The organism is Rhodococcus sp. Ni2, assembly GCF_021352185.1.
Lineage (GTDB): Bacteria > Actinomycetota > Actinomycetes > Mycobacteriales > Mycobacteriaceae > Rhodococcus_F > Rhodococcus_F qingshengii.
The window spans coordinates 1885490-1907927 of record NZ_WOXZ01000001.1 but is presented as its reverse complement, the minus strand read 5'-3'; the positions used below and the strand labels follow the sequence as shown (position 1 = coordinate 1907927).

Here is a 22438-nt window from a genome sequence, read left to right as displayed (position 1 = left end):
GACATGGGTAAGCGCGCTCCCGATGACGGCGTGTTTCGAGACTCGGCCGGCGCCCAGGCTGGACTGCTCACTCCTCCGAGCGGTGCACGTAGCGAGGCGGCCCACGAGAAGGCCCTTCGGTCAGCGGAAGCGCTTCTGAAATCCGGGGGAATGAAGGCGGCGACCATCGATGCGATCTCCGAGCAATCGGGCGTCAGCAAAGTCACGCTGTATCGGCACTGGCCGTCGCGGCAGGCGATCGCCGCTGAAGCGTTCGGTGTGCTCATGGCCCGGCACTTGACGTTTCCGGAGACCGACAGTGCGCAAGACGATTTGAACGATTACCTCGAGGACATCGGAAGGTTCTACCGAGGTCCACTCGGGTCGATCTTTGCCGAACTTGTCGGCGCGTGTGCCAACGACCCGACGACGGCTGCATACTTCCGTACCTTCTTCCTCGACGAACGTCGTCGCGGCTTCGCCGAACTGATTCGACGATGCGTTGAGTCCGGATACTTCCGCGACGACATCGAGATCGAGGAAGCGATCGATCTCTTCTTCGGTCCCTTGATCTACCGGATGTTGGTGGGGCACGCGAGTATCGACGACAACACGGTGCGCTCGATCATCGATCATGCAGTTCGTGGACTCCGGAACGGTGTCTAAAGGGGATATTCGCTGAAATCCTTTGTGCTGGAGAGGGTACTGCCCTCTCCAGCGTTGCGCGATGTGTGTCAACTCGGCACTGTCAGCTGAGCATTTTCAGCACGTTCTGGTACTCACCGTTGATCTCGGCATGACGAAGTGGCTTGGCCGCTTCGACCACAATCTCTGTGGCGTTGTCGTCAGCTTTCAGTAGAGCAATGGTTTCTTCGATGTAATCATCAAGGGGTAGAGCCGATTCCGAGTTCTCCTGGTTCATCAGTGTGGTGCGGACGCCCGGTGGGATGAGTTCGATGCACTGGATCGAAGTATCGGCGAGTTGAACGCGCATGCTCTCGGTGAAGAGATGAACGGCAGCTTTCGTGGCGTTGTACGTGGGCGTGATGGGAAGTGGGACGAAGCCGACGGCGGATGACACAGTGACGATGGTGGCGGTCGGCTTCGTCAACAGATGCGGAATGAACTGGCCGACCAGTCGAATAGTCCCGAGTAGGTTCGTCGTGATCGTTCGTTCGGCGACGTCGAGGAAGTCCGGGTTCTTCAGGTCCTCCGGGTACATGATTCCCGACATCGTCACAAGGACGTTCAGATCGGGAAAGTCCTCCGTTACGGATTCATACGCCGTTCGAATGGATTTCGGGTCGTCTACGTCGATGACGACGGTACTGATCTTCGGATGCTTGCTCGAGATCTCTTGCAGCAGAGTGGATCGCCGTCCACCGATGATTACCTTGTTCCCCTCGTTCTGCAATGCCACTGCAAGTGCGAGCCCGATACCGGAGGTTCCGCCGGCAATGAAGATGGTATTTCCCGAGATATTCAATGTGTGTTTCCTTGGTTTGTCGTGGGCGTCGACGTGGCGACAGTGATGGATTTGAGTTGGGTGTATTCGTTGAGCGTCTCGAGGCAGAACTCTCGCCCGAGACCGCTTTCCTTGAATCCGCCGAAGGGGACGCCGCCTCCCAGATTGAAGTACTGATTGATCCAGACGCAGCCCGCATCGAGACGGTCCGCGGTTTCCATGGCGTTCTTCAGGTTCGAGGTATAGATCCCAGCAGCGAGTCCGTATGGAGTGTCGTTGGCTTCTGTGATCACTTGCTCGTAATTGTTCCACTTGAGGACGCACAAAACAGGCCCGAAGATTTCGTCCTGCGCAATTCGCATCGAGTTCGTGACCTCCAGAATTGTCGGTTCGACGAAGTTTCCGGCTTCGAATCCCGGCACTACTGTTCGGTTGCCGCCGGTAAGTACTTGTGCGCCTTCTTCGATTCCGGAATTGATCATCGAGATCACACGATCGGCATGTTCCTTGTGGATTAATCCACTCAGTTCGGTGTCCTCCTCGAGTGGTGGCCCGACTCGCAATGATCGGAATCCTGCGACGAGTTTTTCCACGAAGGCGTCATAGATATCCTCGTGGATGAAGAGACGTGTTCCGGCCAGGCAGGATTGGCCGTTGCACATGAGGACACCCGCGGTGGCATCGGCGACCACTGCATCGATGTCCTCGATATCAGGAAACACGATGCTGGGACTCTTGCCGCCGAGTTCGAGAGTGGTCGAGATCAGCCGGGATGCTGCGGCGTGTGCCACGAGTCGGCCGACTTCGGTGCTTCCGGTGAAAGCGAGTTTGCTGACCTTCGGATGGTCTATCAAGGCTGCGCCGGCTTCCTCGCCAAGACCAGGGACAACATTGAAAACGCCTGCGGGAAACACGTCGGCGGCGATCCTGGCCAGCTCCATGACTGAAACACAGGCATTTTCATCAGGTTTGAGTACGACGGTGTTTCCGGCTGCGAGAGCCGGCGCGATCTTGAATGCCGTCATCACCACGGGATCATTCCAGGGAATGATCTGTCCACATACGCCCAATGGCACTCGCTTCGCGACCAGGTATCCCGATGCCAACTCGCGGCCGAAGCCATGGTGGGCCAACGAGATTGACGCAAAGTATCGCAGGTGTGAGACGGCGGCTCGATAGTCCTCTCGCATCTCCCTGATATGCCGCCCGGTATCCCTGCACTCGAGTTGGGCAAGCTCTTCGGTTCGATCCTCCACGAGCGCGGCAAACTGCAAGATTTTTGCGGATCGTTCTTCAGTGGTCAGGTTCGCCCATGCAGGAAATGCCCGCCTGGCGGCTTCGACCGCATCATTGATTTCTTCTGCCCCGCATCGGGACAGTGTGGCGAGTAGAGCGCCGGAAGCGGCGTCACGCGCCTCGAAGGTGGATGTGCCGATGGCTCGGAACGCTCCATCGATGTACGCACCGTATTCACGAACTGCTTGACCTTCCATGGATCCTCCTAGATCGGTCAATCGGTGAAGTTCGAAGTGTACTGTACGTTTCGTACACTTGTCGATGGTTGCCTTGCCGCGTATGGATGGCGTTAGCAGAAAGACCAGCTAGAACAGTGTTCTGGTCACATAGTCAAGGCGTGGCTCCAGCAATTTCAGCCGCCTGCTTCATAGCCCGTGAGACGTACCCCGTGCCGATTCTGACGCCGCCCAGCCACTCGGTGAGGCGCGCCGCCTCGGCATCGAGAGAACGTCGCGCAGACGCTGACACGGTCTCGAGCAATCGGACGTGCACCACACCGGTTTCGTCTTGGATCCAGCACCCTACGACGCGACCGTCGACCCAAGCGGTGGTGCCGGCATTACCGCGGGTGTCGAAGAGTTGGTTGCGGTGCGGGCCGAGGTAGAAGTCACGGTTCTTCCACCCCATGATTGTCGGGTCGAGCACCGGTAGGAGTGCGACCCAAGGACCTGGATCAGACACCGTGGCGACGTCATCCGGTAGCAGCCAGCCGGTGTCGCCTCCGTCGAGTGAGACTGCAACGGCGTCGAGTTCGGCGAGGGCGGCCCGGACGACCGTCTTCGTCGAGCCCAGCCACCAGACGATGTCGTCTTCCGTGCCCGGTCCGAAGGTGTAGAGCCAACGGCGGACTATTTCTCGATAGCCGTCTGCAGATTCGAGATCGACGGGGGCGTCGTCGAGCCAGTGTCGAGTGAGAGTCCACAGTGGGCGTGAGACGGGGAAGCGGGCGGTGTTGGTGCCGCGCATGATGTCTGCGGTCGCCCCGAGATGCGTGAGAACCCTGGGTGCCGACCAGATTTCACCTGCCGAACCCTCGACCTTGACGTCTATCATCGGCACGGCCTGACGAATCTCTACCGCTGAAAGCCCTTCAGGCCTATCGGTGAGCAACTTCAGCACTTCCGTCCGTGCGCGATCGAGCCAGTCGTTGCCGTCGACGGCGAGTCCGGCCTTGACGACATCCTTGGCCATTCGTGCCCGCTCGGTGTTCGCGACGCGGGCGGACGCACTCGACCACGCGGCCGGCAGCAAGTCGCGGGGAAAGGTGAAGAGTGTGCGGCGCATTGCCAATTGCTTCACGAGACTGCGTTGGTCGTACAGGGCGCGGTCGACGTCGGCGGCGTCCACGGACCGAACCCTCGCCCAGCAAGACAGATAGACCGTCGCTGACTCGGTGGCGTGCAGTACCGTCATCGCCCGCGTGGCAGCTTCCGGCGAATCGACGTGAAACATTGGCTCCAGCGCATGACGTACTCCTATGCGAGCACGGCGTTCGTCGTCGGAGACATGGCGCATCAGGCCATCGTGCCACAGTCCAGGTGCGTCGTATCAGCTAGTTGCACGAGGGTTCGGTTGCGCCAGTAGTCGTCGTGTCGGAGATGTGTGATTGCACCCGGGGTGGTCGCGAAGGTCGCAAATCCTGCGGCTTCGACGGGAATCTGTAGCCAGGCGGAGACGACGAATGTGTGTGCAAAGCCGTGGGTTACGACGATGTGATCGTGATCGAGATCGTCCATCAGTTCGCGCATGCATTCGTGAACCCTTGCTGCGATGTCGCGGCGGGTCTCGGCACCGGCAACGGGGCCACGGTGATCGAGGCGGTTGTTGTCAGGGGCCGGGACCTGCCGCTGGGCCAGCCACGAGTTCGGGCGTCCTTCGGCTTCTCCGAAGCTGATTTCGCGCAATCGAGTGTCTGTTGTCGCCGGAGCATCGAGTGTCCGGGCGATGATCGTGGATGTCTCGGTGCACCGTTCGAGGTCGGACGAGGTGATGCGGACCGCGCGCGAAGTTCCGGTGCGTCGTCGTTTCAGTGCTTCGGCGATCAAACCTGCATCGCGCCGACCAGCGGGGGTGAGAACCGAATTGTGCCAACCGCCGACTACGTCCTGCGCTGTGTGTTCGGCATGAGGATGAGTGACGACGTAAAGATCCTGCATGAGACCCCTTTTGCTTACCCGACTTTTTCCGGCAACAGTATTCCAGGGTTGAGGATTCCACGGGGATCCCAGGACGATTTGATCAACTGCATTGCGGCGATGTCGGTTTCAGTGCGCCCCAGCGATATCCACGGCGACTTCGCGCGGCCTATCCCGTGCTCGGCGCTGATGCTTCCATGGTGGGCGGCGACGAGTCGGAACACCATATCGGTCAGTTCGTGTGCGACCCTCGGCTCGGCATCCAGAAGGTTCACATGAATGTTTCCGTCGGCGAAGTGCCCGAACAGGATTGGCCGCACGAGGGGGAATCGTTGTGCCAGGCTTTCTCGGAGGTTGTCGATGAACATTCCCATCACGGACAAGGGGACGGAGATGTCGAGCTTGACTACCGGCGTCGTCGACGACGCGCTGATGCTTTCGGTATGGCTTTCCCGCAGAGTCCACAGTTTTCGAGCCGGCCCAGGCTCGACCGTCGCGTCCTCGATGAGGTCGGCAGAGTCGGAGAGTACTTCGAGGAGCGACTCTTCCGTTTCGCGCGGTGATGACACCTCGATGAGTGTGTACATCGGTGAAGGGGTGCCGAACGGGCGACGGGCATCGGTGTGTGCGCAGACGAGGGAGATGCCGTCGTCAGTCATGATTTCGGCGGCTTCGACGGTCAATCCGCTCTGACGCACGCGATTACACAAATGAAGCGCTTGATCGACGTCGCGCACACCCGCGAGCACGACCTGGGTGTCGGTCGCCGGGGTGACCAGCTTCATCAGGACCTTGGTGATGACTGCGAGCGTTCCCTCGCTGCCGGCAAGAAGTCCTGGAATATCGTATCCGACATTGTCTTTGACGAGTGGAGTCCATCTACTCAGTACCGAACCGTCCGCGAGCACGGCTTCGATACCGAGTATCTGTGCGCGTGTATTTCCGTATCGGACCATGCGCGTCCCACCGGCGTTGGTTGCGACGATGCCGCCGAGTGTTGCGGATTCCTTTGATGCCAAATCGATTCCGAAGCGGAGACCGTGTGCCGATGCGGCCAGGTCGGCGCGAGCAACGGTCACGCCGGCGCCGGCTGCGATTGTCCGACCGATGGGGTCGACGGCTTCGATCGTTTCCAGACGCCTGGTACTCAGCACCACGGACCCAGCCGAGGCGATTCCACCACCGACCAGTCCGGTGTTGCCGCCTTGCGGTGTGACGGGAACCCCCGCGTCGAAGCATGCTCGAAGAACCGCAGACACTTCGGAGGTGTTGCCGGGGCGGATGACCGCGATCGCGTCGCCGATCCAACGTCCCGTCCAGTCACGTGTGTAGCCCTCGATCAGTTCGGGATCGGTAAGCAGATGCGTGTGGCCGACGATCTCTGCGAGGGCGTCGATAAGCCTCGCGTCTGTTGCAGGTTCAGTGAGTGCTCGGGGATTCATGTGCAACCTTGTGATCGTTCGGGTGACAATTTTCGGGAGACAGACGGTGGATCAACGTGAACTCGATCCTCCGACCTCAGGTGATGCCGTGTCCAAGACCAAGTAGTGACACCACCATCTGTTTTTCTTATAATCGCCGTATGAACCTGCAGCGTGCCCGTTATCTGATCGCTCTGTCGGATCATGGGAGCTTCACTCGAGCCGCTGCGAACGTCCACGTCGCGCAATCGGCCCTCAGCCAACAGATCAAGGTTCTCGAGCGCGAACTCGGAGTTCCGCTGGTGGATCGTCGGGGTCCGCAGTTCACCTTCACGGAAGCCGGCAAGGTGGCGGTACGAGAGGCGCGCTTTTTGATCGGGTGTGCGGACCGGGCGGTCGAACGAATTCGGTTGGCCGCGCGCGGTGTGGACGGAGAACTGCGCATCGCGTACACCCGTTCGTGGGCGGGCGGCGCAGTCGCGGATCTGGTCAGCACCTATCGAAGGCTCTACCCGGGCGTCGAAGTTGTCGTTCATCGTGGCACTTCGGCGCAGACTGTCGACCTCGTCCGAACCGGAGCCGTCGACATTGCGGTTGTTCGCCCGCCGCTCGATGAAGACGATCGAGAACTTCCCCTGATCGTCCTCGATACCGAACCTATCTTGGTCGCTGTTCCCGTGGATCATCCGTTCGGTGGTCGAGCGACGCTCGAACTCGGAGATCTGGTGGACGTCCCCGTTGTGTTCTGGCCGGAGGCCAACGCCCCGGGGATGTATTTGCGTACTCTCGAACAACTTTGGCCAAACGGGGCGCCCAGCATCGTTCGATTCGAGGCCGACGACGAGCAGGTGCTGCATGCCGTCTCGGACGGGGTGGGTATTGCGCCGATCCCCCAGGGCAGAGCGCGGATGCTCCGCATCCCGGGTGTCCATCTATGTGAGATCGCCGGTGAGCAACCAACTCTCGACGTGGCAGTGACCTACCGCCCGGATAATCCGAATCCGGCGCTTGCGCCGTTTGTTGCGCTCGCTGAACGCGAAAGATCGTCAACCACTGCGTAGTGCCTGTGATGCGCGGTGGGTCCTATCCGCCATCGAGTACCAGCATCATGGCCGTTGCGCGTGCTCGGTTCTCGATGGCGTCGACGTGGAATCCGACGTGCTGGGACAGTTTCGCCAATCGGTGCGCGACGCTGCTGTGGTGAAGATGCATGGAATCGGCTGCGGCCCTCAAGGTTCCGGACTGCAGGTATGACCTCAAGGTTTCGAGTAGTTCTAATCCCTGTTTGGTGTCGCCGATCTCTTCGGCACGAACCAGATCCGGTATTCGCGAGTGATCGATGTGTGGTCCCGGCGCCAGGAGGTTGAGGGCGCCGAGATTGTCGGCGTTCACGATCGGTGTTGTTGCCGACGCCTGTGCTCGAGCGAATCGTGCAGTGCTCAGTATTGTGCTCACTTCGGAAGCGGGAGCAGTCAAAGATATTCCGGCGCGAATGAATGACGACAGCGCGGCCTCGGACAGCTCGGGTGTGGGTGCGAACGAACCCGTCACGAGATTCAGATACTCGCCGTCAGCGTCTATCCCAACGGCTTTGCCAGGTGTGCAATCTGGCGAAATGGCAAGGTGTGCAGTGCCGTCGGCCGTGTCTGAGACTGCCTTGGTTGCCATTACACGGACTGGGGTTTGGGGTGCGATACCGAGACCGGCGCAGGAGGTGAGCACCGCGAGTTCATCCATCGGGAACAACAGATTTCGAGTGTGCTCGGCTTCGGTAGGCAGGCGTCGCGGTTGCAGAATTATCGCTGCGGTCAGGGCCATCCGGTCGACGAGCATTTCGTCGAGTGGCAAGCTGGCCCCGGGTCGTTCGATCCATACCGTTCCGAGAACCTCGTCGTCTACGGCAATGTTTCTGGTCATGCTCGGTGGGAGCTGAGGATCGGGTGACCAGCGGCCGCGCGGATCGCAACGGCGCAAATTCTTCTTGCTTCTGCCGCGCTCGACGATCTCGATACCCACGACGCAGTCCGCCAACTGCGCGCTCGCACGAAGCAAAGACGCGGTGTCGGAGCCGTGCCGCACGAGGGCGTCGAAGTAATCGATGACACGTACCAGGCCTGCCGAGTCTGCATCGAGCTCGGCAAGCCGGTACATCAGTCCTTGCATCTCGCAACGCTACGAGACCGGCGAGAGCGAACGCAACCCTCTCCTGAGCGCAGTGAGGGCTTCGGCGGCACCTCTTTCGCTGACCGCGGCGGTCGCGACCAGTGCCGACCCGTGAAAGGTTCCGGGGAAGGAATGCAATTCGACGCTGACTCCCGCTTGCAGCAGCCGAAGGGCGTATTCGATTCCTTCGTCGCGGAGCGGGTCGAGTTCCATGGTGGACAGGTAGGTCGGCGGCAGACCGGTGAGGTCGGTAGCCCGGGACGGCGCAGCGTAAATGGACACGTCAGGATCTTCGGGACCGGAATATGACCCGCCGAGATAGTACTTCCACGACAGGATGGCGTTAGGGCGGTGCCACAAGGGGGTGTCGACGAAGTTCGTCATCGAGACCGTCGCCAGGCGGTCGTCGAGTTCAGGGATTTCGAGGAATTGGAAGGCCACGGGCACAACGCCCTCGTCACGGGCTTTGAGGACAGTGCCTGCGGCCAGTCCACCGCCTGCGCTCTGCCCTCCCACTGCGATGCGGCGTGGATCGACCCCCAGCTCCTCGGCATGGGCGTGGATGTAGAGGAGTGCGGCGTAGCAGTCGTCGACGGGGCCGGGGAAGGGGGTTTCGGGGGCGAGGCGGTACTCCACGTTCGCAACGGCGAATCCGAGTTCCCGCGCCACCTCGACGCAAAATGGATCGCTGGATTCTGCGGTGCCGATTGCGAATCCGCCGCCATGGATCCAGAGCAGAACGGGGACAGGGCCGGCAGTGTTGTCCGGGGTGAAGAAACGAATCGTGACCTCCGGATCGCCGTCCAGGCCGGGTGCCGACAGTTCACGAAGCGTGACCCCGTCGAATGACAGGTCGGCCGACATGGTGCCGACCAGAGCGTCGTAGGTGGCCCGTGCGTTGGGGAGATCAGCGAAGTCCACCTTCGGGAGCATGGTGAGTGCCGCGGCGAGTTCGGGGTCGAGAGTCGGGAATGTTGTCATGCACCCATCATCGAGCCTGATTGTGGCCTACGTCACCAGCGGATTGTAGGAAATCGGAGAGTCTCCCTCCGACACCCGTCGGATCTCCCTAGGATGACGCCGGTGGACAGGGTACATCTCGGGGTGGGTTCGAGCGATTCGAAAAGTGGGGCACGGATTGGTGGACGACCTCCGCAGGTTTTCGCTGGTCAGGCGATTCTGCGGTCGCACGAGTACCTTCTGACGCTCGAGGCACACACGGCGCCGTGGCTCGGCGTGCGAGAGCTTTCGATCTTCATCCGTCGAGGTTTCTCCATCGGCGACGACGACCTCGAATACCCGGACATCGGGGTTAGGGCAGTCCTGCACTTGCCGTCGTCACGAAGTGCGGAATCGGCGGGCAGCCATGCGGGCCTTGGCAGCGCGGCGTTGATCAGGATTCCCTCGGACGACGAGGTGATGCCGTTGGTGTTGATAGCTCCGCAACCGGTGCTCATTCAGAACGAACCGTCCTACGCCGATGCCGTCGAGGCAGATGGACACAGCTTCCTGTTCCAGATCAACGAAGAGGGGTGGCCGGTGGTTGCTGAGTCCCACCCCGATTTCGTAGAGGAGTACCTATTCGGTTACGGGTCGGTGTATTTCTACGGGAGCTCTGACGCGACCGGGCTCGTTCGCGAAGTTGTGCCGGGATTTCTCGACTTCTGACCGGCCCGACGGCCCGTCCGCCGATACCGTGGGCAGCGTATCGCGACCGGCGGTTATGTCCTCGGAAAAATTGTTTCGGAAGTTTGTCGATCGGTGAGTGCGCCGTTCGACGTGTAAGCAGAGGGACCGAACAGAGCGGTCCACGAACGAAGGAGATTCTCATGAAGTACATGCTGATCATGCGTTCCACCGATGAGGCCATCGAAGCATCCAAGGACATGGACTTCGACGAGATCATCGCGGCGATGGGGCAGTACAACGAGTCCCTGATCAAGGCAGGTGTCTTGCTGGCCGGTGAGGGACTGGCGATGGAGGAGGGATTCATCGTCGATTTCGAGTCCGATCCTCCGCTGGTCTCCGACGGCCCGTACGGGGAGACGAAGGAGTTGTTCTCGGGATTCTGGATCATTCAGACGTCGACCAAAGACGAAGCCTTGGAATGGGCGAAGCGCTGCCCGCTCGGGCCGGGAAGCAAGCTCGAGGTACGCCGCGTGAGCGAGATGTCGGACTTCGATCAGGACAACGAGTACATCCAGAAAGAGGCCGGCTGGCGTGAAGAGCTCGGTACCGATCGTCCGGTCGCAGGCTGAACCATGACCGACGAGGCGGTGCGAGAAGAAACGAGAAAGGCTGTCGACGCGGTCTGGCGTATCGAATCCGCGAAGATTGTCGCCACGTTGACTCGCACCGTCGGAGATCTTGATCTCGCCGAGGATCTGGCCGCGCAGGCTCTGCTCGAAGCCGTCGAGCAGTGGCCCGCGACGGGGGTTCCGAGAAACCCCGCTGCCTGGCTGACATCTGTGGCGACACGACGAGCGATCGACGGGTGGCGACGACGTGAGAGGTTGGACGAGCGCTACGCCCACTTTGCGCGTGAACTCGAGAACGACGCTTCACATTTCGACGACGTCAGCTGGGATCCGGACCGCATCGACGACGATGTCCTTCGCCTGATGTTCATCGCCTGCCATCCCGTGTTGAATCGAAAAGCGCAGGTGGCGTTGACGCTTCGGGTGGTGGGCGGTTTGACCACGGAAGAGATTGCGAAAGCGTTCCTCACACCGACGGCGACGGTGCAGCAGCGGATAGTCCGCGCGAAGAAGGCGCTGACCGCCTCGAAAGCGGTTTTCGAAGTTCCAGGGCGAGAAGAGTTTTCGAGCAGATTGAGCGCGGTCCTCGGAGTGCTGTACCTGGTGTTCAACGAAGGCTATGCAGCCAGTTCCGGGGACGAGTGGATGCGGGCGGAGCTCAGTGCTGAGGCTCTGCGGCTCGCGCGAATACTCGCCGAATTGGTCCCCAGGGAGTCCGAGGTACACGGCCTTGTCGCTTTGATGGAGCTGACAGCCTCGAGATTCGGCGCTCGGACAACCTCGACCGGTGAACCCATCCTGCTGGCTGACCAGGATCGGACGAGGTGGGATCGCCTACAGATCTCGCGTGGGCTTGCCGCGCTGGAACGAGCTGACGCCGTCGGGCGTGGACGAGGCCCGTACGGCCTGCAGGCGGCGATTGCCGAATGTCATGCGCGAGCAGCAACTTTCGAAGACACTGATTGGAAGAAGATAGTCATCCTCTACGAGGCTCTGGCGCAACTGACGCCATCGCCTGTGGTCGACCTCAATCATGCGGCGGCGGTATCCATGGCATACGGTCCTGGCCCTGCGCTCGAATTCGTCGACAAGCTTGTCGCTTCAGGTGAACTGGCCGACTACCACCTGCTTCCCAGCGTTCGGGGGGAGTTGCTCAGTCAGCTCGGCCGATCCGAGGAGGCTAGAACCGAACTCCTCGAAGCGGCTCGGCTGGCCGGGAACGAGCGTGAGCGCGCTGTGCTGGTCGCGAAAGCCGATGCGCTGCTGCCGGATCGGTAGTCACGCGATTGTTAGTCAGGGCTGAGTCGGATCATCATTCGGCACCATGGGCGGCATCCCGACTCCGTAGGGATCGAGCATGTCCGATACACGTCGACCCCACCGTTCATGCGCGGACTGACGGGTAATTCCCGCTGCGCGGCCGATGGTTGACCATGTTGCGCCGAATCTACGCAGGCTCATGACGCTTGCCGTCGAATCGATACCCGCGGCGAGCTGAATCCGGAAACAGGCCAACTGCCACGCCATCTGACGCTGCGCCGGGATGTCGGTGTCCTGTTCTGCCTCCCACTCAGGGCTACCAGGTAAAGGATCTGTTCCGACAATCTTGTCTGCCTGAGTGCCGGCCTCGGTGATCGCGGCGTTGACCGTGGTGATCGCGGCGGTCTCGATCTTCGCAGTCAGGGCGCGTTCGATCAGGTCTTCCATGAAAAGTTCTCCTTTCGTCAGGACTAGCCTGACAGGCGCTGTTGAATTCTGTCAAGAATCCCCTGACAGACTTTGAGTTTAATTAATGCACGATTTATTTGTGTACTATCTAAATAGTCTCCGGTTCTGTTGACCGTCGTCGAAGGGGTTGCTGGTGAAAATCGTGGTTTTGTCGTTCCTGGTGGCATTGACTTTGATGACGGTCGGGATCATCGCCGCGCGCAACCGCAGCACTCGACCTGCCGTGACCGGGGCAGTTACTGCGGCGTCAACGGTTCTCGCTGCCGCCTGGACACTTTTTGCCGTGGCCTTCGTATTGGCCTGATCGTGCTGCAGTGCCGATGCGCCGGTAGTGGTGGTGAAGGAACTTCGCAGCAGGTCAGATGCGTTTTGTGTGCGGCGCGATGCCGCATACTCTGGCAGACGTGGCAATCGCTGAAACGGACAGAAATTACGGCGGAAGGTCGGTCGCGGCTCGCAAGGCCGAACGCCGTTCCCTCTTTTTGAATGCTGCTCTCAGCGTGTTTGCAGACCAGGGGTATGCCGGAAGTTCGGTGGCGGATATCTGCGCGTCCGCGAGTCTGGCCAGAAGGCAGTTCTACGACGAGTTCGGTAGTCGCGAGGATCTACTCCTCGCGCTGTACGACCAGATCCAACTCGACGCCAGAATTGCAATGGTCGACGCACTCGATGCAGAGCCTTCGGTCAATCTCCGTGACAAGGCAGCGACGGCCATGGCCGCCTTCGTCGAGTCGGTCGGAAGTGACCCACGACGCGCACACGTTGCCTTCATCGACGTCGTAGGTGTCAGTCCCCGGGTGGAAAAGCATCGTGTGGACCAACGTTCGGTCTGGGCAACATTTTTCGAGTCGATCATCAAAGGGATCGTGGGCGAAGATTACGAACCGCCGGGTGGTTACCGGTGGGCGTCCACCGCCTTCATCGGCGCGCTTACCGCGCTGGCGCACCAGTGGAGCACTGCGGAGCCTCGTCCTCCCGTGTCGGTACTGGTCGATCTGATGACGGTGCTCTTGAATGCGTTGATCGACGACGCGCCCCTTCACGCCGACGAATAGGTCACGAACACCAGGGGATTGTAATCCGGCCCACAACGCTCTACTCTCGTCCTCAATGTGTTAGACACTCGCATCTAACTTGTGTGCTCGTGATGAAAACTGCGGCAACACAAGGCAATCTGTGCTTTTCCGGGGAGGAATTGGTATGGGACGACGCTGGACAACTGACCGACAACGCGGGGGCCTCGCAATTGCCGTGATTGCAGTAATCGGGCAGATCGGACTTTCGGCACCTGCCTCAGCGGCACCGGACGAAGGTGTTCCCGCCCAAATTCAGGTCCAGCCTGCCCTGCCGCCTGCGGTTGCACCGCCTTTGCCTGAACTGGACCAGGCCTTCTATGAACCGCCTGTCGAGGTCGTCGAATCCAAGCAACCGGGTGAGATCATCGCCGCTCGTGCGGTGAATCTCGGTACTCTCAACCTGATTCCGACCAACGTGGATGCGTGGCAGATCTCGTATCGATCCAATAATGCTGCGGGCGAGGCAATTCCTGCTGTCACCACAGTGATCAAGCCGCGTGGCGACACTCGCGATGGGGGCCCGCGCCCGCTGCTGTCCTTTCAGATGGCAGAGGATTCACTCGGAAACTACTGCGCACCTTCGTATGTCATGCAGCAAGGCGCGTTGCCGTGGCTGGTGACGGGCGCTGCGACCGGTGGGGCTCAATTCCTCGAAGTGCAGGCGGCACTGGCGCAGGGTTGGGCATTGTCGGTGCCCGATCATCAGGGACCCAATTCTTCCTTCGCCTCCGGCCCCGTCGCGGCCCGGATCACGCTCGACGGTATTCGTGCTGCTGAGAACTTCGAACCCATGGAGCTGCAAGGGCGGTCAACTCGCGTAGGGCTGCTCGGCTACTCGGGTGGATCGATTCCTACCGGTCACGCAGCTGAAATACGGCAGGCGTACGCGCCGGAACTGAATATCGTCGGAGTCGCCGAAGGTGGTGTTGCCGCGGATCTCGGCGCTTTGCTCGACAATGCCAACAACGCTCTAGGGGCCGGGATCGTCGCTGCCGGTGTAATCGGAGTGAGCCGAGAAGATCCTGAACTTGCAGGCTTCATCGATCAGCACATAAACCCTGCCGGCCGAGCGCTTTTCGCTGCCAAGGACAACCTGTGCATGCTCTGGACGTCAGCTGCAGTGCCCTTCCTCAACATCAAGGGCTTCCTCGATGTCCCGGGAGATCCCGTCCAACACCCCACGGTGAGAGCTGCGCTCTCCCGAGCTGCCATGGGTAAGTCTGTTCCTGACGTGCCGATGTACATTTATCAGTCGAATCCCGACTGGTTGGTGCCTGTTGGCCCGGTGAACAAACTTGTCGATACCTATTGCCAAGATCCTTCTGCGAGTGTCGTTTACACCAGAGACCACTTCAGTGAGCATGTCAGCATGGAAGTCGTCGCTTTGCCGAGTGCTCTACTGTGGCTTCGCGATCGGTTCGCTGGTGTGCCTGCTCAGCAGGGATGCAGCACCTTCGACGCTGGATCCATGGCGCTTGATCAGAGGACCTGGCCAGTCTGGGTGGATGCGGTTGGTGAACTCGTCGCGGGACTGTTCGGCAAGCCGATCGGGACCTGACGGGTGACGTGATTCTGCGGTGGTGAGGAATTCTCACAAGGGCAGCGTGTTGCACTGACTGGACGTTATTTCATTGATCGGGCCTTGAAGATGGTGTCTTGTCACCAATGGGTTCCTGTTACCGACGAAAGGTTGCGCGATGACAAAGCTGTTGTTTGCGGTCACTTCTGCAGATCACTGGACGCTGAAGGACGGAACACCCCACCCGACCGGGTACTGGGCGGAAGAACTGGTCGAGGCGCATCGCGTTTTCGTCGACGCCGGCTACGACATCGTGATCGCGACGCCTGGCGGTAAAGCTCCCGTTGTGGACGAGGGAAGCCTGGCGCCCGAGGTGAACGGTGGGCAAGAAGGCGCCGACCGTATGCGCAAGTACATCGCCGATCTGCAGCCGGTGCTCGATTCGCCGGAGATTTTGGAGAACGCCGATGCTGCCGATTACGACGTGGTCTTCGTACCGGGTGGACATGGACCGATGGAGGATCTTGCGGTGTCGGCATCCTTCGGTGAGCTTCTCGTGAACTTCTTGGACGCGGACAAGGTGGTCTCGGCGGTCTGTCACGCGCCGGCGGCACTCCTGCCGGCCCAGAGACCCGATGGAAGCTGGCTGTTCGACGGCTATCAGCTGACCGCGTTCACCAACGAAGAGGAGACGCAGGCTGGTCTGGCGGACAAGGCTCCGTGGCTGCTCGAAACTCGCCTACGCGAATTGGGCGGCAAATTCTCGAAGGCTGAGGCGTGGTCGCCTTATGTCGTGGTGGACCGCAAGCTCTACACCGGTCAGAATCCGGCGTCGTCACGGCCTCTCGCCGAGCGGATTGTCGCCGACTTGGGCTGAGCATGCTTTTTGGCGCCGCATCGAGGTCTCCTCGATGCGGCGCTGGTCCGTGTTCTGTTGTCGACAAAGAGGTTTGACCTCTCAGGTTTTGAAGGTGGTGTTCGCCGGCCGCGGGTGCTGCTGCGGGTCGATCGAGGGTGGCGGGATGAACCAGGGTTTGTTGTCGACTCCTATGCGGATTTCCCATTTCCCGACGAACCCGGATTTGCGGTGCATCAGCCGGTGATGTGAACGGCACAGCAGGACCAGGTTGTTCATCACCGTCGGGCCACCGTTGGCCCAGTGCTTAATGTGGTGCGCATCGGTCCAAGCCGGTACGCATGTGCAGCCGGGGAAGGCGCAGCCCTTGTCTCGGGCGATCAACGCCACTCGCTGTTCGGCGGTGACCAACCTCTTTCCTGGTTTCGCATCGAGCGGCGCCCCGTGACCGTCGAGCAGAACGGTCGACAGGAAACAGTCGCAGCCGAGAAGCCTGCTCTGCGACACCGAGAGTGGTCCGAGCCACGGCATGTGCCCGACATCAAGATCCGACACAGCCATTCCACCACCATCGGGCGAGGGTGTGGCGGCGCAGTCTCGGTGCTCAGCGAGATCACGGGCGTTGATGTGCACGTTCACGTGCGGGCGCTGACCACCGTCGGTGCCGGTTTTGGCGCAGTCGAGGTACCGGCGGATCAGTTCGGTGAACCCGTCGGCCGTCCGCTTGGCCGCCGACCGAGAATCCGGGGTTCCGTCCGGTGCCGGGGTCGGCATCGTCAAATTCGACAACGCCGACAACAACATTTCACCGGTGAGGGCATCGAAATCACCACGCACCACCACCCGACCGTTCAACGTCGACGCGATCCGCAACTCATTGAGATCGACATCCTCGGCGGGCGGGATCTCATCGGATTCGAACAACCGCTCCAAGGTCGCGATCACGTTCCGCACCTTCGTCGTCGTCGCCTCCACACCCGACGCAGCAGCCAACAACAAATCGATACAGCGAGGGAGCGCGTCGTCTGGCATGCCCTTCGGTGGTGACTCGCAGAACGCCACGATCAACACGGCATGCTCGAACGAGCAATCCCCGCCATCGAACCGAGCAGCCACCGCCGGAAACGGCCGCAAAGCCGCACCTAACGCGGCGATCTTCTTCCCGTCCCGAACCTGCAGCATCGTGTTAGCCGCCAACCACGAACCGACACCGCGGCTGGCAATCACCTGATCATCCGGGCGCAACGACAACTCGTCCACCACCGCCACACGAACCGCCTCGAGGCGCAGAATCTCCGCACTCGCCGACACCGCAGCAGCGCGCAACTCTGCAGCAGACAACTGCCACAACCGTCCGCGTAACCCCACCGCAGAACCCGAAACCACGTCCGACAACAAGACACTCATTGAATCCCCCGATCCCCTCCCCAAAGGATACTCGAACACGCGTTCGAGTCAAGAGGGAATTAGGCGAGGGCGCGAAGGAGTGGAGTGGGGTCGGCGACGACGAACAGATGGCCGCCTCCGTTGATCTCTTCGAAGCGAGAGTCGGGAATCAACGAGTGTGCCCAGCGGGCTACTTCGATGGGTACGTTTCCGTCGTCGGTTCCGTGTAGGAAAACCGTTGGTACCGAGATCGATTGGAAGAGTCCAGGCACCTCGTGGCGATACCGAGCCAAGTCGACAACCCCTGCGGATCCACCCTGTGCGATCCCTTCGGATGAATCCAACTGGAGAGCGGGGCGATGTACCTCGTCGGTCATGACGGCCTGATCGGCGGCCGGCCAGATCGAGACTGAGTCGCTGCGTAGCTTGGAGAACACTCCGGTTCCTGCGAGCATTGCGCCGGCCACACGGGGAGCCCAGGTGGCGGCAAAGTACAACGCAGATACCAGTTTTATTCTGCGTCGCAAAGTATCTCGCGGTGCCCCGGGGATCATGGCGCACGCCAGCACCAGTTTCGAGACTCGTTCGGGAACGGCTGCAGCGACTGCGAGCGCGTAACCGCCGCCTCCGGAGAAACCCATCAGTGTGGCCGAGTCCAACTCTAGGTGATCGACCAGGGTGACGTAGTCGTCGTCCCAGGAATGAAATCCCTTGTCCGTGTACGGATCCGTGCGTCCGAAGCCGGGTCGATCGGGGACTATCAGCCGCATGCCTGCCGTCGAAGACGCGTTGTGGAGTGAGAGCCCTTCGTATCGGCTGCCAGGTGATCCGTGGGCCACGACTACCGGGTGGCCAGTCGGATCGCCGTACTCGCAGAATGCGATACGACGCCCCGACGCGTCGCGAATTTCGGTTGTGGTCACGCTGCTCGTCATGATGTGGTTCCTTGCTGCGCGATCGACGCCACACCGTCCAGGATGAGGGCGACTCCGAACTCGAACCTTCGGGTGGGATCGTGATGAAGTGCGAACACCGATGCCTCGCGTCGATCGGCAGGTGCGCTGTCGAAAGCGCCGCGTCCCAATTGAATTGCGACGTGTCCGGTGACGAAATCATGCAGCGCGCCGTATGCGTACGTGGCCTGCTCGTCCTCGAGGCCGGCCAAGGAAAGGGCGCTCACGACTCGGTGGGCGGTATCGTCGGCCCCGGGTGCTTCCAGTGATGCCTGCCGATGGGCTTCCAGGACCAGGGGATGGCGCATCAGGAGATCGTGGAGGCCGTAGGCGAACGTGCGGGCAACCCCGCGCCAGTCGGTCGGCCAGTCGATCGACGAGACGGCTTCGCCTACGAGAGTCGAGATCAGATCTCGCCTCAAGGCGTCGATGCCGCCGGTTGTGCGGTGGACGGACATCGGCGATATGCCGAGTCGTTCGGCGAGCACTCGAAATGACACCGCATCCAGGCCGTCCGTATCGGCGATCTCTGCCGCGGCATCAAGAATCTGTCTGTGACTCAATGCTTTTGGTCGACCAGCCCTTGCAGAGCTGGTGGATTCGGATACCATGCTGACAACAATAGCGATACGCGTATCGAAATTACAAGTGTCCATCGACCTCCAAGGAGCGCTGCCCGATGACCGATCTCCATCAACTGTCCGCCGTCGAACTTGCCGGTGTTATCGCCGCCAAACAGGTCTCGATTCCCGAAGTCACCAGGTACTTCGTCGACCGTGCGACCACTTCCGATGACGTCGGCGCCTTCACGACGATCGCCGGGGAGCACGCAGTCGCCCTCGCCGAACAAGCGCAGCGCAGGTTGGACGAGCGGGACGCCGGGCCCCTTCCGCGTCTGTTCGGCGTTCCGACGGCAATCAAAGACCTCGACGCAACGCGCGGCATTCGCACGACCTTCGGATCGGCGCTCTTTCGCGACTTCGTGCCGGACGCTGACGACGAGATCGTCGAGGCGATCCGAGAAGGTGGGTTGATCGACATCGGGAAGACGACGGTGCCCGAGTTCGGGGCAGCCTGTTACACCGAGCCGGAAGTCGCTCCGCCTGCTCGCAGTCCGTTCGATCGCACGCGGAGTGCCGCCGGCAGCAGTGGCGGCGCTGCTGCCGCCGTCGGCGCTGGTCTGGTGCCGTTTGCACAGGGAAGTGACACCGCCGGTTCGTTGCGTTCGCCGGCAAGTACGTGCGGAGTCGTTGGCCTCAAGCCGAGCCGCGGTTTGATCACGATGGGCGTGGCGGGGCATGACAACTTCGGATTTGCGAGCAAGGGGCCGATCGCCCGGACAGTTCGCGATACCGCTGCGCTGCTGGACGTTCTGGCGACGCGACCCGGCGCCGGAACTATCCACCCGCCTCGGCCGAAGTCGTTCGAAGAGTTCGTCGTACAGGCTGGGGGAGTTCGGGCTCGCCCCTTGACCGTCGCTCTTGCTCACGGATCGGTCTCCGGCGGAGCCGTGGATGCGCAGCTCTCGGCTGCTGTATCGAAGGTTGGGTCTGTGCTGGAGGGTCTGGGCCACAACGTGTTCGAGCGACCGCAGGCTCGCGATGACATTTTCATCGATGCTTTCGTCAAGATGTTCTCGTCTTTGGCGGGAACCAAGCCGATCCCGGAGGAGTACGAACACCTTCTGCGTCCGATAGTGCAGCACTTGCGAGTTCAAGCAAACCAGGTGTCTTCGGGTGAGCTGGCCGCGGCAATCGGTATTGTTCAGGCCTGGGCGCGGCGATGGAGTCTCGACTACGCCGACGCCGACCTTGTCGTCACTCCGACTGTGACGAAGCCGCCGCTTGCGATCGGGGAGTTGCGCAACGACGAAGACCCCGCGACCGAACTGATCGACATGGTCGCTTTCACAGGAAACACCGTCGTCGCCAATGCAACCGGTTTCCCGTCGATCAGTCTGCCACTCGGTTGGACGGAAGACGGCGTTCCACTCGGCGTGATGATCTCGGCGAAATGGGGTTGCGACGCGGAATTACTTTCTGCCGCTGCAATGCTCGAGGCCGAGATGCCGTGGAAGGATCGGTACCGATTCGACCGCGCAACCGTGCTCTAGTTCGGGAGCGGTACCCGGTCGCTCGCCGATGCGAACCCCAACCACGTGTGGCGGTTACCCCACCAGCACCACCCGACTTTCGGGGCGTTGCGGTTGTCTTTGCCGTCGCGACCGGTTCCGTTGCTGATCCACACGGCGGGAGTTCTGGTGTCGAAGGATCCGTCAGGTTTGCGCAGTCGGGAGCCGATGGTCATGAAACACTTTCCGCGTTCGAGAATGTCGGGGCGCTGCAACAGCCAGTGGATGCCTTCGGTAAGCGTCAGCGGCGTACGGTGTGCGTCGACGATTGCGGGCAATGCTTCGTCCGGGCTCCAGTTGGCCAGGTGATCCCCGCGGTCGACTCCACTGAGCAGATGTAATGGGCTTTCGGGCAGCGTTGACTGCTCGGTGGGGGTGAACAGATCGACGTCCGCCATGTCGACGACTATGAATCCGCGCTTGTTCCCGAGCTCGAGCAACGGAGTCAGAACTGAAGCCGGAGCCAGTTTTTCGTGCACGGTGAGTAGTCCGACATCACCGTGCCCGGTTGCGGCCTCCCTGACATCGCCGGCAGAAAGTCCGGCCATCTCGTGAACACCGAGTTCGATCAATCGCTCGGCTTGCTGATCGATGGGCGGGAGGTCGAAATGCATACCTGCGATCCTACCGATCGTGAGCAGAGCGATCGGAGGGTTCGGCCGCGAGGGAGGCCGGCCACGCAACGCCCAACGCGCGCATGATGAACGGGACGGTGGTCGCTACGACGGCGTCCACTCGGTCGCCGGCCATGAGCATCGGCCGTCGGCTTTCCACGCAGGCGAGGATGAGTTGCGCGGATGCGGCAGCATCGGAATCGACAAAGACACCGGCGTCGACACCTTCCTGAACGAGCTGTTCGACCAGAACCGACAGCGGGACAATATGTTCGAGGAAAATTTCGCGATCCTGCGCTGACAACAATTCGACCAACGCGATTCCTGTGAATCGTTGCAGTGAGAACTCGACGAGTGTCAGTTTGACGAGGATTTCGAGTCGGTCCACAGGATTCTCGCGGTCCGCGAGTTCACGCTCGGCCAGGAGTAGGAATCTGTCCATCTCGCGTGTGGACCAGGCGAGCAGTAACGCGGATTTGTCGGGGAAGTAGTTGTACACCGCTGTCCGCGAGACGCCGGCCGCCTGGGCCACCGTCTGCAGCTTCACGTTTTGCCAGCCCTGCTCGTGAAGTTCGCGAATGAATGCGTCCAACATGGCTTCTCGGGTGGCGATTTTGTGCTCTGCGGTTGTCGCACCACCGGTCAACTTCGGCATGGTCGATCCTCCTGGGTCTGATTCACGGTCACGGGGAGGTCGAACAGGTCCGCAACAAGGCGCGGATCACCTTGCCACATCGATACGGGTGCGAGCATCATCTGCTGCGCGATCGAGCGTACGGATCGGCAGACCTCTTGTTCTTCGGCGAGTGTGAGCGTCGTGCGTTTGCGCAATCGCTCCATCTCCGCGGTAGTGAGATCAGTGATCCATTCCTCGGCTGCAAGCGAGAGGGGTGAATCCGGTGTCACGACCGATCCAACTCGGCACTGGAGAACCGCGAGGTCATCACGGACAGCGTGATGACGGCGACGACCGAGACGGCGTGTGCCGCCGCCAGCCAGAGCGACTCGGGTGCATGTTTGTGAAGGGTGGGCGCCATCAGCATGGCCATGAGGAGGGCGAGACTCGACAACATCGCGGGACCGTTGGGGCGGCCGACAAGCAGGCTGACCAGAAGAACGAGCGTGACGACGCTGCACGCCACATCTACAGGCGGGTACGTGGCCGGAACGATTCCGCTGACAGTGTCGGTGAAGTTCAGCCCGATCGACACCAACTGTGCGAGACCTGTCGCGCCGGCCAACCAGGCCGTCCAACGTAGTCCGTGGAGTCCCGCTTTCCGAATGCCGGTCAGGGTTCCTTCGGCGGATTCCCACGCTTCGGACGGCGGTGTTGTCACGGCTACTCCTTTTTATGACGAGGTGTCGTCATAAAGTAGCAGTGCGCGATCGCGAGATTCTTGCCGGTAGGTGACTGGCCTGCTTCGAAGGGATAGCGTCGAAGTACCGGCCGAAATGACA

General features: G+C 61.0%; 25 protein-coding genes. 10 read left to right on the top strand and 15 right to left on the bottom strand.

All coding sequences use genetic code 11. The features are described from left to right. The first annotated feature begins 3 nt into the window (after positions 1-3). Positions 4-645 (top strand): TetR/AcrR family transcriptional regulator, encoded by a 642-nt coding sequence (locus GN300_RS09350; protein WP_058038428.1) that lies wholly within the window; start codon positions 4-6, stop codon positions 643-645. Between the two features lie 82 nt (positions 646-727). Here GN300_RS09350 and GN300_RS09345 read toward each other — a convergent pair whose 3' ends face one another. The 5 genes from GN300_RS09345 to GN300_RS09325 all read right to left on the bottom strand — a co-directional run bounded on the left by GN300_RS09345 (position 728) and on the right by GN300_RS09325 (position 6317). Continuing rightward, positions 728-1465: an SDR family oxidoreductase gene (locus GN300_RS09345; RefSeq protein ID WP_054188305.1), complete on the bottom strand. Its 738-nt coding sequence runs from the start codon at positions 1463-1465 to the stop codon at positions 728-730. Next, complete coding sequence (locus GN300_RS09340; RefSeq protein ID WP_058038427.1) at positions 1462-2937, bottom strand: aldehyde dehydrogenase; 1476 nt, start codon at positions 2935-2937, stop codon at positions 1462-1464. Before GN300_RS09340 ends, GN300_RS09345 begins: the two co-directional genes overlap by 4 nt. 133 nt (positions 2938-3070) lie before the next feature. After that, positions 3071-4255, bottom strand: a complete 1185-nt coding sequence (locus tag GN300_RS09335; RefSeq protein WP_063315469.1) for a winged helix DNA-binding domain-containing protein — start codon at positions 4253-4255, stop codon at positions 3071-3073. Beyond that, positions 4255-4896: a histidine phosphatase family protein gene (locus tag GN300_RS09330; RefSeq protein WP_054781119.1), complete on the bottom strand. Its 642-nt coding sequence runs from the start codon at positions 4894-4896 to the stop codon at positions 4255-4257. Before GN300_RS09330 ends, GN300_RS09335 begins: the two co-directional genes overlap by 1 nt. Before the next feature lie 14 nt (positions 4897-4910). Then, positions 4911-6317, bottom strand: coding sequence for an FAD-binding oxidoreductase (locus GN300_RS09325; protein WP_063315470.1), 1407 nt, complete (start codon positions 6315-6317; stop codon positions 4911-4913). Positions 6318-6457: 140 nt separating this feature from the next. On the opposite strand from GN300_RS09325, the gene GN300_RS09320 reads away from it, so the two are divergent. Further along, positions 6458-7357 (top strand): LysR family transcriptional regulator, encoded by a 900-nt coding sequence (locus tag GN300_RS09320; protein ID WP_042922908.1) that lies wholly within the window; start codon positions 6458-6460, stop codon positions 7355-7357. Positions 7358-7379: 22 nt separating this feature from the next. Here the strand turns inward: GN300_RS09320 and GN300_RS09315 are convergent, their stop codons facing one another. Beyond that, a complete protein-coding gene (locus GN300_RS09315; protein ID WP_233405604.1) occupies positions 7380-8459 on the bottom strand; it encodes a helix-turn-helix domain-containing protein in 1080 nt (359 codons plus the stop codon). Positions 8460-8468: 9 nt separating this feature from the next. After that, a complete protein-coding gene (locus GN300_RS09310; protein WP_058038424.1) occupies positions 8469-9440 on the bottom strand; it encodes an alpha/beta hydrolase in 972 nt (323 codons plus the stop codon). A gap of 93 nt (positions 9441-9533) precedes the next feature. Here GN300_RS09310 and GN300_RS09305 point away from each other — a divergent pair, with 93 nt between their 5' ends. The 3 genes from GN300_RS09305 (at position 9534) to GN300_RS09295 (ending at position 11995) form a co-directional block, all read left to right on the top strand. Next, positions 9534-10127, top strand: coding sequence for a hypothetical protein (locus GN300_RS09305; protein WP_054188299.1), 594 nt, complete (start codon positions 9534-9536; stop codon positions 10125-10127). A gap of 161 nt (positions 10128-10288) precedes the next feature. Further along, positions 10289-10717, top strand: coding sequence for a YciI family protein (locus tag GN300_RS09300; RefSeq protein ID WP_007735729.1), 429 nt, complete (start codon positions 10289-10291; stop codon positions 10715-10717). 3 nt (positions 10718-10720) lie between these two features. Further along, positions 10721-11995 carry an RNA polymerase sigma factor gene (locus tag GN300_RS09295; protein ID WP_058038423.1) on the top strand — a complete coding sequence of 425 codons (1275 nt, stop codon included), beginning with the start codon at positions 10721-10723 and terminating at the stop codon, positions 11993-11995. Between the two features lie 15 nt (positions 11996-12010). Here the strand turns inward: GN300_RS09295 and GN300_RS09290 are convergent, their stop codons facing one another. After that, a complete protein-coding gene (locus GN300_RS09290) occupies positions 12011-12424 on the bottom strand; it encodes a hypothetical protein (RefSeq protein ID WP_063315471.1) in 414 nt (137 codons plus the stop codon). A 154-nt stretch (positions 12425-12578) separates the two neighbouring features. Here GN300_RS09290 and GN300_RS09285 point away from each other — a divergent pair, with 154 nt between their 5' ends. From GN300_RS09285 to GN300_RS09270, 4 genes are all read left to right on the top strand, one after another. Then, positions 12579-12749 carry a hypothetical protein gene (locus GN300_RS09285; protein WP_007735738.1) on the top strand — a complete coding sequence of 57 codons (171 nt, stop codon included), beginning with the start codon at positions 12579-12581 and terminating at the stop codon, positions 12747-12749. 58 nt (positions 12750-12807) lie between these two features. Then, positions 12808-13500, top strand: coding sequence for a TetR/AcrR family transcriptional regulator (locus GN300_RS09280; protein ID WP_082845713.1), 693 nt, complete (start codon positions 12808-12810; stop codon positions 13498-13500). A gap of 145 nt (positions 13501-13645) precedes the next feature. Further along, positions 13646-15079, top strand: a complete 1434-nt coding sequence (locus GN300_RS09275; protein ID WP_116057683.1) for a lipase family protein — start codon at positions 13646-13648, stop codon at positions 15077-15079. A 139-nt stretch (positions 15080-15218) separates the two neighbouring features. Continuing rightward, a complete protein-coding gene (locus GN300_RS09270; protein WP_047272333.1) occupies positions 15219-15917 on the top strand; it encodes a type 1 glutamine amidotransferase domain-containing protein in 699 nt (232 codons plus the stop codon). 81 nt (positions 15918-15998) lie between these two features. On the opposite strand, the gene GN300_RS09265 is transcribed toward GN300_RS09270, so the two are convergent. Genes GN300_RS09265 through GN300_RS09255 form a run of 3 tightly spaced genes read right to left on the bottom strand, consistent with a single transcriptional unit; the run spans position 15999 to position 18846 of the window. Continuing rightward, on the bottom strand, positions 15999-17303 hold the full coding sequence (locus GN300_RS09265; protein WP_063315472.1) for an HNH endonuclease signature motif containing protein: 1305 nt from the start codon (positions 17301-17303) through the stop codon (positions 15999-16001). Between the two features lie 59 nt (positions 17304-17362). After that, positions 17363-18217 (bottom strand): alpha/beta fold hydrolase, encoded by an 855-nt coding sequence (locus GN300_RS09260; protein ID WP_058038420.1) that lies wholly within the window; start codon positions 18215-18217, stop codon positions 17363-17365. Next, complete coding sequence (locus GN300_RS09255; RefSeq protein WP_231917414.1) at positions 18214-18846, bottom strand: TetR/AcrR family transcriptional regulator; 633 nt, start codon at positions 18844-18846, stop codon at positions 18214-18216. The genes GN300_RS09260 and GN300_RS09255 overlap by 4 nt, the downstream gene beginning before the upstream one ends. Before the next feature lie 68 nt (positions 18847-18914). On the opposite strand from GN300_RS09255, the gene GN300_RS09250 reads away from it, so the two are divergent. Next, a complete protein-coding gene (locus GN300_RS09250; RefSeq protein ID WP_058038418.1) occupies positions 18915-20348 on the top strand; it encodes an amidase in 1434 nt (477 codons plus the stop codon). Here GN300_RS09250 and GN300_RS09245 read toward each other — a convergent pair. The 4 genes from GN300_RS09245 to GN300_RS09230 are packed head-to-tail and all read right to left on the bottom strand — an operon-like array spanning position 20345 to position 22317. Next, the gene (locus GN300_RS09245; protein WP_058038417.1) at positions 20345-20980 is read right to left on the bottom strand and encodes a DUF5701 family protein; all 636 of its coding nucleotides are present in this window, start codon (positions 20978-20980) and stop codon (positions 20345-20347) included. The two genes, GN300_RS09250 and GN300_RS09245, sit on opposite strands and share 4 nt — an antisense overlap. 10 nt (positions 20981-20990) lie before the next feature. Then, positions 20991-21635 carry a TetR/AcrR family transcriptional regulator gene (locus GN300_RS09240; protein ID WP_058038416.1) on the bottom strand — a complete coding sequence of 215 codons (645 nt, stop codon included), beginning with the start codon at positions 21633-21635 and terminating at the stop codon, positions 20991-20993. Beyond that, entirely contained in the window at positions 21623-21886 is a 264-nt protein-coding gene (locus GN300_RS09235; RefSeq protein WP_007730221.1) for a hypothetical protein, read from the bottom strand. Before GN300_RS09235 ends, GN300_RS09240 begins: the two co-directional genes overlap by 13 nt. Continuing rightward, complete coding sequence (locus GN300_RS09230; RefSeq protein ID WP_063315473.1) at positions 21883-22317, bottom strand: hypothetical protein; 435 nt, start codon at positions 22315-22317, stop codon at positions 21883-21885. Before GN300_RS09230 ends, GN300_RS09235 begins: the two co-directional genes overlap by 4 nt. Positions 22318-22438: the final 121 nt, after the last annotated feature.

Excerpts from the sequence above, each read along its gene's own strand:
- GN300_RS09340 (WP_058038427.1), bottom strand. The coding sequence starts at position 2,937 with ATGGAAGGTCAAGCAGTTCGTGAATACGGTGCGTACATCGATGGAGCG.
- GN300_RS09250 (WP_058038418.1), top strand. The coding sequence starts at position 18,915 with ATGACCGATCTCCATCAACTGTCCGCCGTCGAACTTGCCGGTGTTATC.
- GN300_RS09295 (WP_058038423.1), top strand. The coding sequence starts at position 10,721 with ATGACCGACGAGGCGGTGCGAGAAGAAACGAGAAAGGCTGTCGACGCG.
- GN300_RS09315 (WP_233405604.1), bottom strand. The coding sequence starts at position 8,459 with ATGCAAGGACTGATGTACCGGCTTGCCGAGCTCGATGCAGACTCGGCA.
- GN300_RS09260 (WP_058038420.1), bottom strand. The coding sequence starts at position 18,217 with ATGACGAGCAGCGTGACCACAACCGAAATTCGCGACGCGTCGGGGCGT.
- GN300_RS09325 (WP_063315470.1), bottom strand. The coding sequence starts at position 6,317 with ATGAATCCCCGAGCACTCACTGAACCTGCAACAGACGCGAGGCTTATC.
- GN300_RS09300 (WP_007735729.1), top strand. The coding sequence starts at position 10,289 with ATGAAGTACATGCTGATCATGCGTTCCACCGATGAGGCCATCGAAGCA.
- GN300_RS09290 (WP_063315471.1), bottom strand. The coding sequence starts at position 12,424 with ATGGAAGACCTGATCGAACGCGCCCTGACTGCGAAGATCGAGACCGCC.
- GN300_RS09335 (WP_063315469.1), bottom strand. The coding sequence starts at position 4,255 with ATGCGCCATGTCTCCGACGACGAACGCCGTGCTCGCATAGGAGTACGT.
- GN300_RS09280 (WP_082845713.1), top strand. The coding sequence starts at position 12,808 with ATGCGTTTTGTGTGCGGCGCGATGCCGCATACTCTGGCAGACGTGGCA.
- GN300_RS09350 (WP_058038428.1), top strand. The coding sequence starts at position 4 with ATGGGTAAGCGCGCTCCCGATGACGGCGTGTTTCGAGACTCGGCCGGC.
- GN300_RS09270 (WP_047272333.1), top strand. The coding sequence starts at position 15,219 with ATGACAAAGCTGTTGTTTGCGGTCACTTCTGCAGATCACTGGACGCTG.
- GN300_RS09265 (WP_063315472.1), bottom strand. The coding sequence starts at position 17,303 with ATGAGTGTCTTGTTGTCGGACGTGGTTTCGGGTTCTGCGGTGGGGTTA.
- GN300_RS09240 (WP_058038416.1), bottom strand. The coding sequence starts at position 21,635 with ATGCCGAAGTTGACCGGTGGTGCGACAACCGCAGAGCACAAAATCGCC.
- GN300_RS09320 (WP_042922908.1), top strand. The coding sequence starts at position 6,458 with ATGAACCTGCAGCGTGCCCGTTATCTGATCGCTCTGTCGGATCATGGG.
- GN300_RS09245 (WP_058038417.1), bottom strand. The coding sequence starts at position 20,980 with ATGCATTTCGACCTCCCGCCCATCGATCAGCAAGCCGAGCGATTGATC.
- GN300_RS09255 (WP_231917414.1), bottom strand. The coding sequence starts at position 18,846 with ATGGTATCCGAATCCACCAGCTCTGCAAGGGCTGGTCGACCAAAAGCA.
- GN300_RS09275 (WP_116057683.1), top strand. The coding sequence starts at position 13,646 with ATGGGACGACGCTGGACAACTGACCGACAACGCGGGGGCCTCGCAATT.
- GN300_RS09310 (WP_058038424.1), bottom strand. The coding sequence starts at position 9,440 with ATGACAACATTCCCGACTCTCGACCCCGAACTCGCCGCGGCACTCACC.
- GN300_RS09305 (WP_054188299.1), top strand. The coding sequence starts at position 9,534 with ATGACGCCGGTGGACAGGGTACATCTCGGGGTGGGTTCGAGCGATTCG.
- GN300_RS09330 (WP_054781119.1), bottom strand. The coding sequence starts at position 4,896 with ATGCAGGATCTTTACGTCGTCACTCATCCTCATGCCGAACACACAGCG.